Source organism: Streptomyces sp. NRRL B-24085 (genome assembly GCF_001282115.1).
Classification (GTDB): domain Bacteria; phylum Actinomycetota; class Actinomycetes; order Streptomycetales; family Streptomycetaceae; genus Streptomyces.
Genome location: NZ_LJBR01000118.1, coordinates 14,619 through 29,751, shown reverse-complemented (window position 1 = coordinate 29,751; position 15,133 = coordinate 14,619). Strand labels below are relative to the sequence as shown.

The window sequence follows — 15,133 nt, the reverse complement described above, 5'->3', positions numbered from 1 at the left end:
GTCTGCGGTCGCTCCCGGTGCGGTACACGCTCTCGGGCACGGGCTGGGCGGGCGTGCCCGAGAGCGTGTACCGCACCGGGAGCGACCGCAGACCGCGCATGAACGGCGAGGAGCGCCAGGGCAGTTGGTCGACCGGCAGCGACAACTCCAGCCCGGACAGCCGCTCGAAGAGCCTGCTCACTCCGATCGCCGCCGCACCCCCGGCCAGTTCCCGGGCCGGGCACTGCCGCGGACCGGCACCCCAGGACAGATGGGCCCGCGTGCTGATGGTCGACTCGGGGCAGACCTTCCCCGCGAAGGCCGGGTCGGCGTGCGCGGCACCGACCGACACCCACACCGGATCGCCCGCCGCGATGGTGTAGTCGCCGAGCCGCATGTCCTTCACCGGGAACCGCGGCACGAAGTTGATCAGCGGTGGTTTCTGCATCACCACCCGGTTCATGGTCTCCCTGATCAGACCCGCCGACAGGCTGGCGCTCGCGGGGAGGTTCCCGGTGATGACCTCGACGACCGTGTTGGAGATCAGGATGCCGACGTGGTCCGAGGTCATCCCGAGCAGCATCATCAGCTCGCGCGACAACTCCTCGACGCTCAGGCCGGGATGGGAGGCGAGCAGATAGGAGGGGAAGTCGTCGCCGGGCTCCTTCATCTTCGAAGCGCCGAGCTCCGACAGCGTGGCCAGCAGCCGCTCAAGGGCGGGCCCCGCGTCCGGGCCGGCGTCCAGCACCCGCCACATGTCCATCAGCGCGTCGTCGTGCTGGGAGCCCGGGAAGCCGAGCAGATGACTGGCGACCATCAGCGGCAGCGGCCGGGAGAACTGCGCGGACAGGTCCGCCCAGCCGGTGCGGCCGCCCTGGGTGAACAGCGAGATCAGTTCGTCGGCGTCCCGGGTGATCTGGGCCTTCAGCCGCTTGGCCACCGGATGCCGGGGGTCCTGGAAGGGGCGCAGCGCGGTGTCCCAGGCCACCTTCAGCCCGCGGTAGCCCTCACCGCCCTGGATCAGGACATGGTTGACGTCCAGTGACGGCGCGAGCGGCCAGTCCTCGGGCAGCCGCCCCTCCCGCCGGGCCCGCCAGTTCTCCAGCCCCTTCGGCCAGGCGTGGTCGTCGCGGAGGACCTCGTACGCCTCCTCGTAGCCCAGCACGAGCCAGACGGGGACCCCCAGCAGGTCGACCGGCGCGACCGGACCGTGCGTCCGGCGCAGCCGCTCGTACACGATCGCCGGATCCCGTTCGTAGTCGCGGGTCATGAGCGGTTCGAGGCTCATCGACTCCAGCGACTCGTGGCCGGCCGCCGATCCACTGTTCAGTTGAACCCCCATGGCTTCCTTCCCTCGCTCAGGCGCTACGCCAGAGTAATGTGACCCCCCGCGCTGCCTCCATGGCGGGGGGTGATTACCGACCCGGCGCTCCGGGAAGCCGGCCGACGGCGAACGGCACCGCCCGGGGACGGTGCCGCCGCTGTGCCAAGTCGACTGCTACGGCGTCCACTTGACGTTCGGGTTCACCTTGCCGGTCCAGTTGAAGACGGCCATGTTGTCCCAGCCGTTGCCGCTGTTGGCGATGTCGGCCGGGTCCCAGCCGTTGCCGGTCACCGCGTACCAGGTGGGCTCCCAGTAGAAGACCCCGATCGCGCCGTTGCTGCGGGCCGCGTTCTGCACGGCGGTGAAGTTGTCCGCCTGGCCCTGCCAGGTGAGCGGGTAGCCCGAGCAGCCGGTCGTGATGGAGTTGGCGGTACCGTCGGCGTCGGCCGAGGTGAACGGGTAGGCCGTCTCGGCGATGACGACGTCCTTGCCGTACCGGGACCTCATGTCGGCCACGACACTGCCCATGTTGGCGATCGTGCCGTGCCACGGGCAGTAGTAGGACAGCCCGGTGATGTCCCAGTTGACACCCTTGGCCTTGATGCCGTCGTAGAACCAGCGGGCGTTGGCGTCGCTGTCGGCGTCCGCGGTGTGGATGATGACCCGGGTGCCGCTGTTGCACGCCTTGGTCGCGTTGTAGCCCGACTTGAGCAGCAGACTGAGGTTGGTGAAGTCGTTGTTGACGACCTTGCCCTCGTTCCACAGCATGCCGACGTTGATCTCGTTGCCGATCTGCACGCTGTCCGGGGTGGTGCCCTGCGACTTGAGGCTGTTGCAGACGTCGTACGTGTAGTTGTAGACGTCGGTCTGCAACTGGCTGATGGTGTGCCCGGCCCACGCAGCGGGCTTGTTCTGGTTGCCCGGGTCCGCCCAGGTGTCGGAGTAGTGGAAGTCGACCAGCAGTTGCAGCCCCCTGGCCTTCACCTGCTTCGCGTACGACAGCACCTTGGCCTTGTTGTTGTAGCCGCTGGCCGGGTTGTTCCAGACCCGCAGGCGGACGTAGTTGACGCCGAGGCCCTTGAGGATGTCCAGCGGGTCCCGGGCGGTGCCGCTCGCGTCGTAGTACTTGGCACCGAGGTCGAGGGCGCGCTGGGCGGTCGACACGTCGGCACCGCGCATGGTGAGCGTCCCGGCGGCGGAGGCGCTGGTGGACGTGGTGAGCAGGGATGCGGGCAGGGCGAGGGCCGCCAGGAGCATGGCGGCCCTCATCAGGCGACGCGGACCTTTGACGGTCATCCCGACCTCCTTGTCTGACATGACCATGTGAACCGGATTCCGTGAACGTTCACAGTAGGGAGCGAGGTCGGAGCTGTAAATACATGTGTCCGCAGCATTTCGTGAGGTGAGAGCTGTAGGCGTGGGGGAGTGCGGTTGTGTACGTACACAGGCCTGCTCGGCAGTGTGTCCACCGCTATACGTGTCACGCATGAGGGGTGCGTCCGGAGTGGTAGGTTCCCCGCCATGCGGATGACGCTCGACGAGCGGGTGCGGTCGGCCGTGGCCGCCCTCCTGTACGCGACTGGTGAGTCGCAGACCGAACTGGCCTGCGCCCTGGGCGTGAGCCAGGCACAGGTGAGCCGCCGTCAGTCCGGCACCGCCGCCTGGAGCCTGGCCGACTGCGACGCGGTCGCCGACCACTACGGCATCGACCCGCTGGACCTCCTGGCCGGTCCCACCCGGGCGACCGAGACGCTCCCCGCCCGGCGACGCCGGGTCCCCGGCCGGGTCGTACGCCCCGCGGCCGCTTCGGACGGGGGCACCCGGTGACGGACTTCGACGCGATCGACGCGCTGCTCGCCGGGGCGAAGCAGGAGGTCCCGCTGCCGTCGGCCGAGGAGCGGCGCGCCCTGCGCGAGGAACTGAACGTGTCCCGCGCGCAGTTGGCGAGGGCTCTGAACGTCAGCGCGTCCACGGTGGGGGGCTGGGAGACCGGCAGGGAGCCGAGCGGCGAGGTACGGGAGAAGTACGCGTACTTCCTGGAGGGGGCCCGGACGAAGCTGGCCGCCGCGGACCCCGCAGGCGAGGTGGCGGACGCCGAGGAGGAGACCGGCCTCGACGAGGACGCCCTGCCCGAGCCGCGCCCGTGTGTCCTGTGCGGTCGCCCGGCCCGGCACCAGGTCGAGGGCTTCCCCCAGCACCTGGACCCCGCGGACTGCGGAACCGGCGACACCTCGCCGGCGCCTCAGCCCACGAAGGCGGCCCCGCGCGACGTGAAGGTCGTACCCGTCGGCCGCCGGGTACAGGCGGCCGGCACCCCGGACCTGATCGCCGCCGCCGTGGCGGCCGCGCTCGACCAGCACTCCGGTGACGTGGAGGCGGCGACGGCGGCGCTGGTCAAACGGGCGATCCCGGACGCGATGGCGCTCCTCGACGACAGCCGCAAGGGCGGCCGGTACGACGTCGTCGCCCACCCCTGGCTGCCCGACATCCTGCGCAAGCAGTCCGCGCGCGGCGCCGACCAGATCTGGGAGGCGCGCCCGAAGTGGACCCGGCCCGAACTGCCGCCCGGCGAGCACGAGGTGACCGCCCTCGACGTCAACGGCGCCTACCTGTCCGCGCTCAAGACGCATCTGCCGATCGGCCAACTGGAGCACTCCACCGGCGGCGACCACGACCGGCGCCGGGCCGGCGTCCACCTGATCACCCCGCCCGACTGGGACCACGACGCCTACCTGCCGAACCCGCTCGGCAGCCGGGACGAGCCGGGCCCGCTGTGGGTGACCGAGCCGACCCTGCGTCTGCTGCTGCGCCTCGCGGGCCCCAAGTACGGGCTGTGCGACCCCCCGCAGATCCACGAGTCCTGGACCTCCGGTGCCACCGAGAACCTGCTGGAGAAGTTCCGCATCGCCCTCAAGGACGCCCGTGACCGGGCGATCGCCGAGGACGACGAGGTGACCCTCGAGTACGTGAAGGCCATGTACAGCAAGTTCGTCTCCACGATGGGCGAGTCGAACTACAACCGGGAGCTGTACCGCGCCGACTGGATGCACCTCATCCGCTCCCAGGCCTTCGTGAACCTGTGGTGGAAGGCCCACCGCGCCTACGACGAGGGCCTCATGGTCGTCCGCGCGATGGGAACCGACGAACTGCACGTGACCGGTGACTGGCGTGCGGTGTTCGCCGAGGGGCGCGGTGTCACCGAGGTGAAGGTGAAGGACGTCTACACCGTCGGCGCCGAGCCGCCGAACGGATGAGACCGACGGACGGTAGCCTCTGGATGTTCTGCGGTCTGGGCCGACGAGCATCCTTCGATCAGCGGCGGGCGTAAGGAGACCGGGTGCCGGAGAGGAACATCGAGTTCGGGAAGTACGGGGCTCGGGGCATCAGGGGGCACGAGGCCGTGGCCCGGCAGCTCGACGCGCTCGCCACGTTCATCGCGACCCCCGTCACCACCCGGCGCGGTCTGCTGGCCCGGCTGCACTACCTCACCCGCACCGAGCACGCCCGCGCCGGGGCCCGCGAGGCCGGTCTCACGGTCACCGACCGCACGCTGAGGGCGTGGCTGGAGGAGCGCCGCAGTCCCTCGAAGCGCAACCTGGAGAAGATCGAGAGCGCCTACCGGGCCGTGCGCCGGCAGAACGTGGCGCGGTACCTGCTCGTACGCCTGAACCGTGAAGGCCGCGGCACCCGCGTCGAGTTCCACCCGCTGAACCAGAGCCAGGTGCCCCGTCCGCGCCAACGGGCCGTGGAGTTCCGCACCCTGAACGTCCGTCGGTGGGACCGCGTCGTACGGGCGTGGGCCGCGGGCGACGACGCCGCGCTCGACGAGGCATGGGTCAACGACGTCGTGGTCGATCTCGGCAGCCAGTGGGGAGAGTACGAGTTCGTCACCGCGATCGGGTTCGCCGCCTGAGGTCCCCCTGGGCGGGTCGGAGGACCGGCGTCCGCGTCAGCGGGTGGGGATGCCGAGATCCCCGGCGACCGAGCCCGCGCGGACGAACACCGACACCGGCGAACACCGACACCGGGTACGGCTCGTCGCAGTACTTGTTGCCGGGGACGCCGTGTTCCGTTTCGGGTGCGGGCCCGGTCCGGTCGCGGGGCGGCGCGGGGACGACCGTGTACGGGCCCCTGGCCGTCACCCCGGTGAGCCTCAGGGCGTGCGGAAGCCGCGGAAGGTCACATGCCTGCGGGTCTCGAAGCCGAGCCGTCCGTAGAGCGCGATCGCGGCGGTGTTCTCCTCGGCCACGTGCAGGAAGGGGCGTTCGCCGCGGGCCAGGATGCGTGCGGTGAGCGCGTTCAGCAGGCGGGCGGCGTGGCCCTGTCCGCGCGCCTCGGGCGCCGTGCAGACGGCGCTGATCTCGGCCCAGCCGGGCGGCCGGAGCCGTTCGCCCGCCATGGCGACGAGCCTGCCGCCGGCGCGGATGCCCAGGTAGGTGCCGAGCTCATGGGTGCGCGGCAGGAACGGCCCCGGCCGGGTCCGTTCGACGAGGTCGAGCATCGCGGGCACATCGGCCCTGCCCAGTTCCACCACATCGGTGGGGGCGGGGTCGGAGAGGTCCGAGAGGCCGGTGCCGGGCCGGATCATCTGACGTCCTTCGAGGGCGAAGACCGGCGCCCAGTCCGGCGGCGGGGTGCCCTCGCCGCTGAACAGATCGGCGAAGGCGCCCGGGCCCAGCAGCCGTGCCAGGTCGTCCCAGTCCGCCGCCTCCGGGACGCGGGACACCGCGGCGAAGGTCGCGACGTCCGGCAGATAGGCGGCGGCACGACCGTGCCGGCGGGCCAGGCCCGTATGGCGCTCCCGCAGGGACGACCCCACCGGATCGTCGAGTACGGCCGCATCCCCGCTCGTCATCGTGCTGTGCCTTTCTCGGAGCGACGCCGGCTACGCGGAAATGCTATGCCGCCCTCGGAACTCGCCGCGCCCGCGGGTTACGGCTAGTGCTTACGCACCAGGACCCGGGTGCGGCTGGTCCGCGGGGACCAGGGCAGGTCGGCGACGCAGGACGATGCCCGGCAGGGCGCCGGAAGGAAGGGTTGGAGACGTGCGGATCCCGCACGTTTCCCTTGCTGACGGCGTCTGGAGTGATCGACAGGTGGCTACTCATCTCTACCGGATCGGACGGTGGGCCTTCCGGCGGCGCCGGCTCGTGGGCGGTCTGTGGCTCGGTGCCCTGCTGCTGGCCCTCGCCGCGGCCGCCCTGGCGCCGGCCGGCGAGGACGAGGACCTCGCCATGCCCGGTACCGAGTCGCAGCAGGCGTTCGACCTGCTGGACGAGCGCTTCCCGCAGAGCAACGCCCAAGGCGCCGAAGCCCGTCTGGTGTTCCGGGCTCCGGCCGGACAGCGGGTGACGGCCGAGGCGAACAAGGCGGCCGTGGAGGAGGCCCTGGACACGCTCGACAAGGGCAGGCAGGTGGAGTCGGCCACCGACCCCTACACGACCGGTGCCGTCAGCGAGGACGGCACCATCGCCTACTCCACGATCACCTACACCGCGGACGCCGTCGATCTGACCGAGCCGACGAAGAGCGCCCTCGAGGACGCCGCCGACCGGGCCCGGGACGCAGGGCTGACCGTGGAGATCGGCGGCTCGGCCCTGGACGCGGAGGAGGAGCTGGGCGGGACGACCGAGCTCATCGGCGTGTCGGTGGCGGCCGTGGTGCTGGTCCTCGCCCTCGGCTCGCTGGTCGCCGCCGGGCTGTCGCTGCTGACCGCGTTCGTGGGCGTGGCCATCGCCTTCGGCCTGGTCTCCGCGCTGACCGTGCCGCTGGGCCTGACGTCCACGGTCGCCATCCTGACGCTGATGCTGGGGCTGGCGGTCGGTATCGACTACGCGCTGTTCATCACCTCCCGCTTCCGTGACGAGCGGGCCCGGGGCAGCGAACCGGAGGAGGCCGCCGGCCGGGCGGTGGGCACGGCCGGATCGGCGGTGGTCTTCGCCGGCGCGACGGTCGTCATCGCCCTGGTCGGTCTGGGGGTCGTCGGCATCCCCGAGCTCACCAAGATGGGCCTGGGCGGCGCCGGGGCCGTGGCCCTCGCCGTACTCGTCGCCCTGACCCTGGTCCCCGCGCTGTTCGGCTTCTTCGGTCACCGGGTGCTCTCCCGCACGGTCCGGAAGGCGGGTCGGCGCGGCGGTACGTCCCCGGTGCCCGACACGACCGCTCGGGCCGGGCTCGGCACCCGCTGGGCGCGGTTCGTGCTGCGCCGGCCGGTGGCCGTGCTGATGGTCGCCGGGCTCGGACTCGGCGCGGTGGCCCTGCCGGCGCTGAGCCTCGAACTCGGGCTGCCCGGAGACGAGTCCAAGTCGGTGGAGACCACCCAGCGCCGCGCCTACGACCTGCTGTCGGAAGGGTTCGGCCCCGGATTCAACGGCCCGTTGACCGTGGTCGTCGACATGTCGAAGGCCAAGGACCCCCGGTCCACCACGGACCTGGTCACCCGGACCGTAGGGGCGGTGGACGGGGTGGCGTCCGTCGGCGAGCCGGTGCTCGACCGGGCGAAGGACACGGCCGTACTCACCGCCGTCCCGCGGACCGCGCCGAACAGCGCTGAGACGAAGGACCTGGTGCACGCGATCAGGGACGCGGTACCGGGCGTCGAGGCCGCCACGGGCGCCGCCGTCCTAGTGACCGGCACCACCGCGCTGAACATCGACATATCCGAGGCCATGTCCGACGCCCTCATCCCCTATCTGAGCGTGGTCATCGGTCTCGCGGTGCTCCTGCTGACGGTGGTCTTCCGTTCGTTCCTGGTCCCGGTCAAGGCGGCCCTCGGCTTCCTGCTGTCGGTGGGAGCGGCCTTCGGTGTCCTCGTCGCCGTCTTCCAGTGGGGCTGGGCGGCGGACCTGATCGGCATCGAGCAGACCGGACCCGTCATGTCCCTGATGCCGATCCTCATCATCGGCATCGTGTTCGGCCTCGCCATGGACTACGAGGTCTTCCTCTTCACCCGCGTGCGGGAGGCCTACGTCCACGGCGCGTCCCCCGGCGAGGCGATCGTCCACGGGTTCCGGCACAGCGGACGGGTGGTGGCCGCGGCGGCGGTCATCATGGTGAGCGTGTTCGCCGGGTTCATCGGGATGAACAACCCGACCATCCAGACCATGGGCGTCGGCCTGGCCGCCGCGGTCGCCTTCGACGCCTTCGTGGTCCGGATGGCGATCGCCCCCGCGGTCCTGGCCCTGCTCGGCCGCCGGGCCTGGTGGCTGCCCCGTATCCTGAACCGCGTGCTGCCGAACGTGGACATCGAGGGTGAGGCACTGAACGGGCGCGTCCCGGCCCCCGCGGCCTCGGCGGCCGGGCCCGACGCGGCGGTACGGCGACTCCCCGTCGGCCGGGACTGAGCCGGCCATGACGCACACGGGCGGCGGTGGCCCGCGACCACGCGGCAGGTGGTGGCGGGAGGGAGCGGTCACGGCGACGGCGTTCGCGATCTGTCTGCTCGGGGGAGTCGTGCAGGACGGCAGCATGCTGTTCCCGCCGTCCGCCGCCGCCTATCTCGTCTCCGTGGTGTCCTGTGCCGTGCTTCCGGTACGGCACCGGGCGCCCCGGACGGCCATGGCGGTCACCACCGGGAGCGCCGTACTGGGGCCGTTCCTCGGCCTGCTGCTCAGCCCCCTCATCGCGGCCCCCGCCGTGATCACCGCCTACTCCTACTCGCTCACCGCGCGCACCGAACGGCGCGCGGTGAGCGCGGTGGTGCTCGTCTCCGTGGCGCTGCTGGTCGCCTCGACCCCCTTGTTCGGGGCCCTGTCGTGGCGGGACGCGAGCAGGGTGGGTGCGGTGGCGGCGTTCCCGCTGGTGGCCGGCGTCCTGGGGCACTCGGTGCGGAACCGGCGGGCCTACCTGGCGGCCATGGAGGAGCGGGCCCTGCGGGCCGAGCAGAGCCGGGACAGCGAGGCGCGTCGCAGGGTGGCCGAGGAACGGGTGCGCATCGCCCGGGAACTGCACGACCTGGTGGCCCATCAGATCACCCTGGCCAACGCGCAGGCCACGGTCGCCGCGCACCTCTTCGACACCCGCCCGGAGCAGACCCGCAAAAGCCTCCACGAACTCGTCGCGACCACCAGCGACGCGCTCGACGACCTGCGGGCCACGGTCGGGCTGCTCCGCCAGTCGGGGGACGCGTCCGCGCCCGCCGAACCGGCGCCCGGGCTGTCCCGGCTGCCCACCCTCCTGGAGTCCTTCCGCCGTGCGGGGCTGGAGGTGTCGGTCCATGAGGAGGGCACGGCCAGGCCGCTGCCGCCGGGTGCGGACCTCACCGCCTACCGCATCCTCCAGGAGGCCCTGACCAACGTGACCAAACACGCCGGGACCGGCACCGCCCGGGTGGGCCTCGTCTGGAGCCATGACTGGGTGACGATCACCGTCGCCGACGACGGACGAGGCGCCCGTACGACGGGGGCGGCGTCCGCTGCGCCTACCGGCCGGACCGGGTCCACGGTGGCCGACCGGTCGCCCGGGTACGGTCTGATCGGGATGCGGGAACGCGCCACCGCGGTCGGGGGACACCTCTCCGCGGGCAGGCGCCCGGAAGGCGGCTTCCTCGTCTCCGCCCGGCTGCCGCTCCCGCACGCCAAGGACACCCAGCCCGCGGCGGAAGCGGCAACGGCCGTCGAGGGGCGGACGCCCGACGAGGTCAGCGACGACGGAAGGACGGAGGAGGCGCGGTGACGCTCAGGGTGCTGCTCGCCGACGACCAGGCGCTGCTGCGCAGTGCCTTCCGGATGCTTCTGGACTCCGCCGACGACATCACCGTGGTCGGTGAGGCCGCCGACGGACGGGAGGCGGTGCGGCTCACCCGTGAGCTGCGCCCGGACGTGGTGGTCATGGACATCCGCATGCCGGAGGTGGACGGCCTCACCGCCACGTCACAGATCTGCGCCGACCCCGAACTGCGGGCCAGCCGCATCCTGATCCTGACCACCTACGAGACCGACGAGTACGTCGCCCAAGCTCTGCGCGCCGGGGCCGGCGGCTTCATCGGCAAGGGCATCGGGGCCGAGGACCTGCTCACCGCCGTACGGACGATCGCCGACGGCGACACCCTGCTGTCGCCCGCCGCGACCCGCTCCCTGGTCGCCCGCTTCCTCGCCACACCCGAGGACGCCCCCGCGCACCACCCGGAACGGCTCGCCGTGCTCACCCCGCGTGAACGCGAGATGGTGGCCCTGGTCGCGACCGGCCTGTCCAACCAGGAGATCGCCGAGCGGATGTTCCTCAGCCCTTTCACCGTCCGCGCCCACGTGCAGCGCGCCATGACGAAACTCGACGCCCGCGACCGGGCCCAACTCGTCGTCATCGCCTACCGCACGGGCCTGGTCCAGGCCGCTCCCAACGGCGGCACCGACCACCGGGCGTAATTCGCGTGCTCCTGCGAGCAGATCCTCAGGTCAGGTTCAGGCCACCGTCGAGCACGATGACCTCACCGGTCAGATAGCCGCTGGCGATCACCGACGCCACCAGGTCGGCCACGTCGGCGGGCCGGGCCGGGCGGTGCATCGGCGCGCGGTCCCGCCACAGTTCGTGCGCCTGCGTCCAGTCCTTCGTCATCGGCGTGTCCACGAGGCCGGGGGCCACCGCGTTCACCCGTACGTCCGGCCCGAGTGCGGCCGCGAGCAGCCGGGTCACGTGGTTCAGCGCCGCCTTGCTCGCCGCGTACGGCACTGAGGACCCTTTGGGCCGTACGCCGGCGTGGCTGGTGACGTTGACGATGCTGCCGCCTCCCGGGGACCGCCGCAGCGCCGGGAGGGCCGCGGTGCACAGCAGCCAGGGCGCGATGAGGTTGACCTCCAGCAGCCGCCGCCAGTCCTCCGCGGTGGCCGCCGCGAGGTCCGCGTGCGGGATCGGCCGGCTGATGCCCGCGTTGTTCACCAGCACGTCGAGCCGCCCGAAGTGGTCCAGCGCCCTTCCGACCAGCCCCCGGGCCTCCTCCTCGACGCCGAGATCCGCCTGGAGATAGTGGCCGCCGAGCTCCTCCGCCAGCGCCCGTCCGGCCTCCGCGCTGCGCCGCGAGTGCACGACGACCCGGGTCCCGTCCGCCGCGAGCCGCCGTGCGACGGCCTCGCCGATCCCCGACGTGGACCCGGTGACCAGGGCGACGGGCCGGTCTCCCGCTTCGATGCTCATGACAGTGGATCTTGTCACGACCCGTCTGTGGACGTCCCGGGGTCAGGCCGACCGTCCGCGTCCCCAGGCGGCCAGCGGCCGGAGCGCGGCGTTGAGGCGTTCGCCGTCCTCGGTCAGCGAGTACTCGACGCGGGGCGGCACCTCGTCGTAGGAGACGCGGTGCACCACGCCGTCCGACTCCAGCTCCCGCAGATGGGAGGCGAGCACCTTCTCGGTGATCCCCGGAAGCAGCCGGCGCAGCTCGCCGAAGCGGCGGCGAGGGTGCTCGTGCAGTGCCCAGAGGATCAGCACCTTCCACTTGCCGCCGATCACCTCCATCGCGGTGTCGATCCCGCAGATGTGTCCGTCCGGCGCACCGGGCCGGTTCGACGTCGCCATGCCCCACCCCTCCGACCTGCTCGCTCACCCCGGGGTAACCACCCACTCCGAAGTGCGTACTTGATCAGCCACCGGGCTGTGACCAGCCTGATCGGCATGACACAGAACACCGTTGAGAAGACCTCCGTCTCCCTGCTGGGCCTCGGGGCGATGGGCACCGCACTGGCCCGTACCTGGCTGGCCGCCGGCCATCCCCTCACCGTCTGGAACCGAACTCCGGCCCGCAGCATGCCCCTTGCCGCCGAGGGCGCGACGATCGCGGACAGCGCCGCCGCGGCCGTCGCCGCGAACTCCCTGGTCATTGTCTGTCTGTTGGACGACACCTCGGTCGAGGAGGCGCTGGCCGGTACCGACCTGGCCGGCCGGGACCTGGTCAACCTGACCACGGGCACCCCCGCCCAGGCCCGCGCCCGCGCGGCGTGGGCCGAGGAGCGCGGCGCCCGCTACCTGGACGGCGGGATCATGGCCGTCCCGCCGATGATCGGAGTCCCGGAGGCCGGCGGATACGTCCTCTACAGCGGCTCCCAGGACCTGTTCGACCGGCACCGGGAGACGCTGGCGGTGCCGGTCGGCACCCTGTTCGTCGGCCGGGACGCGGGCTTCGCGGCGCTGCACGACGTGGCCCTGCTCAGCGCCATGTACGGCATGTTCGCCGGGACCGCACACGCCTTCGCACTGATCCGCAAGGAGGACATCGACCCCGCCTCCTTCGCCCCGCTGCTGGCCGACTGGCTCACCGCGATGGCCCCGGCCGTGCACCGGACCGCCGACCAGCTCCGGAGCGGCGACTACACGCAGGGTGTCGTCTCCAGCCTCGCCATGCAGGTGGCCGGGACCCCGACCTTCCTGAGCACCGCTGAGGAGCAGGGCGTCAGCCCGGAACTCCTCAGCCCCTACTTCGCGTTGATGCGCCGCCGGCTGGCCGAGGGCAGCGGGGAGGAGGACCTGACGGGCGTGGTCGACCTGCTGATCCGCTGACGGCCGCCGACCGCCCGGGCCGTTGCCGTCCGGCCGTGCGGGTGCGCCCCGGCCCACCGCGCGGCCGGCGCCGCGTCACGGCTTGATGCCCACCCCGGCCCACGCGCTGACCTCGGCGTCGGTGAGCTCCGGGCCAGTGCCCTGGAGGTCGTCGGGGCGCCAGCGGTGGGTCAGGGAGATGCCGGGCTCGAGCAGGTCGAGTCCCTTGAAGAAGCGGGCGACCTCCGTCTGGCTGCGGACCTGGGCCCGGGTGCCGGCGGCGGCGTAGATGCCGACGAGCTTCTCCCACAGCTCCGGCGCGAAGTCGCCCGTGCAGTGGCTCACGGCCAGCGCGCTGCCCGACGGCAGGGCGTCCAGGAGGCGCGAGACGATGCCGTACGGGTCCCAGTCGTCCGGCACGAAGTGCAGGATGGCGTTGAGGGACAGGGCCACGGGCCGGTTCAGGTCGAGGGTCCTGGCCAGTTCGGGGGAGCTGAGGATCGCCTCGGGGTCGGTGAAGTCGCCCTGGACGTACGCCGTGCGGCCCTCGGGCGTGTTGCGCATCAGGCGCTCGGCGTACTTGAGGACCAAGGGGTCGTTGTCGGCGTAGACCACCCGGGCCTCGGGCGCCACGGACTGGGCGACCTGGTGCAGGTTCGGCTCGGTGGGGATGCCGGTGCCGATGTCCAGCCACTGGCGGACGCCGTACTCCCGCGCCAGGACCCGGGTGGCCCGGTGCATGAAGGAGCGGATCTCGCGAGCGCACGTGAAGATGCCGGGGTAGGTGGTCGCGACGGTCTCGGCCGCCTGCTTGTCGACGTCGAAGTGGTCCTTGCCGCCGAGGTAGTAGTCGTACATGCGGGCGGAGTGGGGCCGGCTGGTGTCGATCTCCCGCGCGGCGTGGGAGTTGGTCATCCTGTCCCTTTCAGGTGGTGTGCGTGGGGGTGTCGGGCAGGTCGCTGCCGGGGCAGGTCCGGCTCGGGTCGTGGTTCAGCCGGCCGTGAGGTGGTCGGCGAGACCCCGCTTGACGCCCGCGACGAACGCGGCGATCTCCTGCGGGGTGTAGATCAGCGCGGGGCCGGCCGGATCGGTCGACTGCCGCAGCGCCACCCGGCCGTCGGCCAGGAGCTTGGTCTGCACGCACTGGCCGCCGTTGGGTCCGCTCCACGGGGACTCCCAGCCCTGCTCGCCGAGCTCGGCGGCCGGCATCCCGTTGTAGACGTGACAGTCGGTGCTGGTCATGAGTACTCCTTGCGCATGCGGTTCAGGAGTGTCTTGCTGTCCGCGTCCGAGGTGAGCAGGGACATGCGGTTGTGCGCCTCCAGGTGCGCCGCCACGTCGGAGCGCTGGTCCAGGTACATCGCGCCGGAGAGGACCTCGGTGTAGACGATGTCCGGCAGTTCCGGCTCCTCGAAGCGGAAGTAGGTGAACGGGGCGCACGCGCCCACGTGCGCGCCGGCCGTGAAGGGCACGACGTCGACGCTGACGTGCTCCAGCTCCGAGACCTCCAGGAGCCGTTCGATCTGCTCCCGCATGACCTCGGGGCCGCCGACCACCCGGTGCAGTACGGCCTCTTCCATCACCACCCACAGCGTGGGCGCGTCGGGTCTCTCCAGCAGGCTCTGGCGGCGCAGCCGCAGGTCCACCCGCCGGGAGAGGTCCTCGTCGGCCTCGTGGGGAAAACCGCCGCGCAGGACTCCGCGCGCGTAGGCGTGGGTCTGCAACAGCCCCGTGACGTAGTGGGGTTCGTAGGTGCGCAGGGTTGTGGCGCCGGCCTCCAGGCTGACGTAGGCGCTGAACCAGTTCGGCAGGACGTCCCGGTACGTGTGCCACCAGCCGGGCTCGTTGGCCCGCTCGGCGAGGACGACGAACTCGTCGATCTCCTGCCGGTCGGCCCCGTAGGTCTCCAGCAGCTTCTCCACGTAGAGCGGCTTGAGGGCGACCTCGGCCTTCTCCAGGCGGCGGATGGTCAGGGACGTCACCCGCAGCGCCTTGGCGGCGTCCTCCAGCGAGGCCCCCGCGCCCTGCCGGCGCTCCTGCAGCCGTCGGCCGAGGATCATGCGCAGCACGGTGGGGGCACTGGTGCCACCGGTGCCCGTACGGCCTTCGCTCACGTCCTGACCTCCTGAGGGGCTGTCACCGGCACGAGTCTGACAGCGACTTGTTGACGCGACCAGTTGGATATCGGCTTTCTGAAATTATCAGGGAGCTGGTTGCAGGTTGAACTTGGGTGCGAGCATAGTTACTTGTGTGAACCGTGCCGCCGAACGCGCGCACAGTGACGTCAACCGCCCCTACCCTCGGGCTGGTTGGCAAGCCCCTGCCCCCGAAGCGTCTCGCCCGGCCGCGCCGCCGCCCCCACGGAAG

The 15,133-nt window shown here is 71.8% G+C and carries 15 protein-coding genes; 7 read left to right on the top strand and 8 right to left on the bottom strand.

Translation table 11 applies throughout. The annotated features are described in order from the left end of the window. Together AOJ26_RS15170 and AOJ26_RS15165 are read right to left on the bottom strand one after the other, a co-directional pair. On the bottom strand, nucleotides 1-1,321 hold a 1,321-nt coding region (locus AOJ26_RS15170; RefSeq protein WP_053848798.1), incomplete at its 3' end, for a cytochrome P450. A 156-nt stretch (nucleotides 1,322-1,477) separates the two neighbouring features. Further along, nucleotides 1,478-2,599, bottom strand: a complete 1,122-nt coding sequence (locus AOJ26_RS15165) for a glycoside hydrolase family 53 protein (protein WP_086723865.1) — start codon at nucleotides 2,597-2,599, stop codon at nucleotides 1,478-1,480. Nucleotides 2,600-2,824: 225 nt separating this feature from the next. Between AOJ26_RS15165 and AOJ26_RS15160 the strand changes: the two genes are divergently transcribed. The 3 genes from AOJ26_RS15160 to AOJ26_RS15150 all read left to right on the top strand — a co-directional run bounded on the left by AOJ26_RS15160 (nucleotide 2,825) and on the right by AOJ26_RS15150 (nucleotide 5,216). Then, complete coding sequence (locus AOJ26_RS15160) at nucleotides 2,825-3,130, top strand: helix-turn-helix domain-containing protein (protein WP_078959902.1); 306 nt, start codon at nucleotides 2,825-2,827, stop codon at nucleotides 3,128-3,130. Continuing rightward, nucleotides 3,127-4,557 (top strand): helix-turn-helix domain-containing protein, encoded by a 1,431-nt coding sequence (locus tag AOJ26_RS15155; RefSeq protein ID WP_053848797.1) that lies wholly within the window; start codon nucleotides 3,127-3,129, stop codon nucleotides 4,555-4,557. The genes AOJ26_RS15160 and AOJ26_RS15155 overlap by 4 nt, the downstream gene beginning before the upstream one ends. 83 nt (nucleotides 4,558-4,640) lie before the next feature. Continuing rightward, a complete protein-coding gene (locus tag AOJ26_RS15150) occupies nucleotides 4,641-5,216 on the top strand; it encodes a hypothetical protein (protein ID WP_053848796.1) in 576 nt (191 codons plus the stop codon). 240 nt (nucleotides 5,217-5,456) lie between these two features. Here the strand turns inward: AOJ26_RS15150 and AOJ26_RS15145 are convergent, their stop codons facing one another. Beyond that, entirely contained in the window at nucleotides 5,457-6,158 is a 702-nt protein-coding gene (locus AOJ26_RS15145) for a GNAT family N-acetyltransferase (protein ID WP_053848795.1), read from the bottom strand. A gap of 241 nt (nucleotides 6,159-6,399) precedes the next feature. On the opposite strand from AOJ26_RS15145, the gene AOJ26_RS15140 reads away from it, so the two are divergent. From AOJ26_RS15140 to AOJ26_RS15130, 3 genes are read left to right on the top strand one after another with little or no spacing between them, the layout of a single operon-like run. Beyond that, nucleotides 6,400-8,646, top strand: coding sequence for an MMPL family transporter (locus tag AOJ26_RS15140; protein ID WP_053848794.1), 2,247 nt, complete (start codon nucleotides 6,400-6,402; stop codon nucleotides 8,644-8,646). 7 nt (nucleotides 8,647-8,653) lie between these two features. Next, nucleotides 8,654-9,976, top strand: coding sequence for a sensor histidine kinase (locus tag AOJ26_RS15135; protein WP_053848793.1), 1,323 nt, complete (start codon nucleotides 8,654-8,656; stop codon nucleotides 9,974-9,976). Next, nucleotides 9,973-10,665, top strand: coding sequence for a response regulator transcription factor (locus AOJ26_RS15130; RefSeq protein ID WP_053848792.1), 693 nt, complete (start codon nucleotides 9,973-9,975; stop codon nucleotides 10,663-10,665). Before AOJ26_RS15135 ends, AOJ26_RS15130 begins: the two co-directional genes overlap by 4 nt. A 25-nt stretch (nucleotides 10,666-10,690) precedes the next feature. Here the strand turns inward: AOJ26_RS15130 and AOJ26_RS15125 are convergent, their stop codons facing one another. Next, complete coding sequence (locus tag AOJ26_RS15125) at nucleotides 10,691-11,431, bottom strand: SDR family NAD(P)-dependent oxidoreductase (protein ID WP_053848791.1); 741 nt, start codon at nucleotides 11,429-11,431, stop codon at nucleotides 10,691-10,693. A 42-nt stretch (nucleotides 11,432-11,473) separates the two neighbouring features. Continuing rightward, nucleotides 11,474-11,809, bottom strand: coding sequence for a winged helix-turn-helix transcriptional regulator (locus tag AOJ26_RS15120; protein ID WP_053848790.1), 336 nt, complete (start codon nucleotides 11,807-11,809; stop codon nucleotides 11,474-11,476). Between the two features lie 96 nt (nucleotides 11,810-11,905). On the opposite strand from AOJ26_RS15120, the gene AOJ26_RS15115 reads away from it, so the two are divergent. After that, a complete protein-coding gene (locus AOJ26_RS15115; RefSeq protein WP_053848800.1) occupies nucleotides 11,906-12,787 on the top strand; it encodes an NAD(P)-dependent oxidoreductase in 882 nt (293 codons plus the stop codon). 75 nt (nucleotides 12,788-12,862) lie between these two features. Here the strand turns inward: AOJ26_RS15115 and AOJ26_RS15110 are convergent, their stop codons facing one another. The 3 genes from AOJ26_RS15110 to AOJ26_RS15100 all read right to left on the bottom strand — a co-directional run bounded on the left by AOJ26_RS15110 (nucleotide 12,863) and on the right by AOJ26_RS15100 (nucleotide 14,880). Then, nucleotides 12,863-13,681 (bottom strand): SAM-dependent methyltransferase, encoded by an 819-nt coding sequence (locus AOJ26_RS15110; protein WP_053848789.1) that lies wholly within the window; start codon nucleotides 13,679-13,681, stop codon nucleotides 12,863-12,865. Between the two features lie 75 nt (nucleotides 13,682-13,756). Continuing rightward, on the bottom strand, nucleotides 13,757-14,008 hold the full coding sequence (locus AOJ26_RS15105) for a DUF397 domain-containing protein (protein WP_020138266.1): 252 nt from the start codon (nucleotides 14,006-14,008) through the stop codon (nucleotides 13,757-13,759). Further along, nucleotides 14,005-14,880 (bottom strand): helix-turn-helix domain-containing protein, encoded by an 876-nt coding sequence (locus AOJ26_RS15100; RefSeq protein WP_053848788.1) that lies wholly within the window; start codon nucleotides 14,878-14,880, stop codon nucleotides 14,005-14,007. Before AOJ26_RS15100 ends, AOJ26_RS15105 begins: the two co-directional genes overlap by 4 nt. Between the last annotated feature and the right edge of the window lie 253 nt (nucleotides 14,881-15,133).

Excerpts from the sequence above, each read along its gene's own strand:
- AOJ26_RS15165 (WP_086723865.1), bottom strand. The coding sequence starts at position 2,599 with ATGACCGTCAAAGGTCCGCGTCGCCTGATGAGGGCCGCCATGCTCCTG.
- AOJ26_RS15160 (WP_078959902.1), top strand. The coding sequence starts at position 2,825 with ATGCGGATGACGCTCGACGAGCGGGTGCGGTCGGCCGTGGCCGCCCTC.
- AOJ26_RS15145 (WP_053848795.1), bottom strand. The coding sequence starts at position 6,158 with ATGACGAGCGGGGATGCGGCCGTACTCGACGATCCGGTGGGGTCGTCC.
- AOJ26_RS15135 (WP_053848793.1), top strand. The coding sequence starts at position 8,654 with ATGACGCACACGGGCGGCGGTGGCCCGCGACCACGCGGCAGGTGGTGG.
- AOJ26_RS15125 (WP_053848791.1), bottom strand. The coding sequence starts at position 11,431 with ATGAGCATCGAAGCGGGAGACCGGCCCGTCGCCCTGGTCACCGGGTCC.
- AOJ26_RS15120 (WP_053848790.1), bottom strand. The coding sequence starts at position 11,809 with ATGGCGACGTCGAACCGGCCCGGTGCGCCGGACGGACACATCTGCGGG.
- AOJ26_RS15115 (WP_053848800.1), top strand. The coding sequence starts at position 11,906 with ATGACACAGAACACCGTTGAGAAGACCTCCGTCTCCCTGCTGGGCCTC.
- AOJ26_RS15110 (WP_053848789.1), bottom strand. The coding sequence starts at position 13,681 with ATGACCAACTCCCACGCCGCGCGGGAGATCGACACCAGCCGGCCCCAC.
- AOJ26_RS15105 (WP_020138266.1), bottom strand. The coding sequence starts at position 14,008 with ATGACCAGCACCGACTGTCACGTCTACAACGGGATGCCGGCCGCCGAG.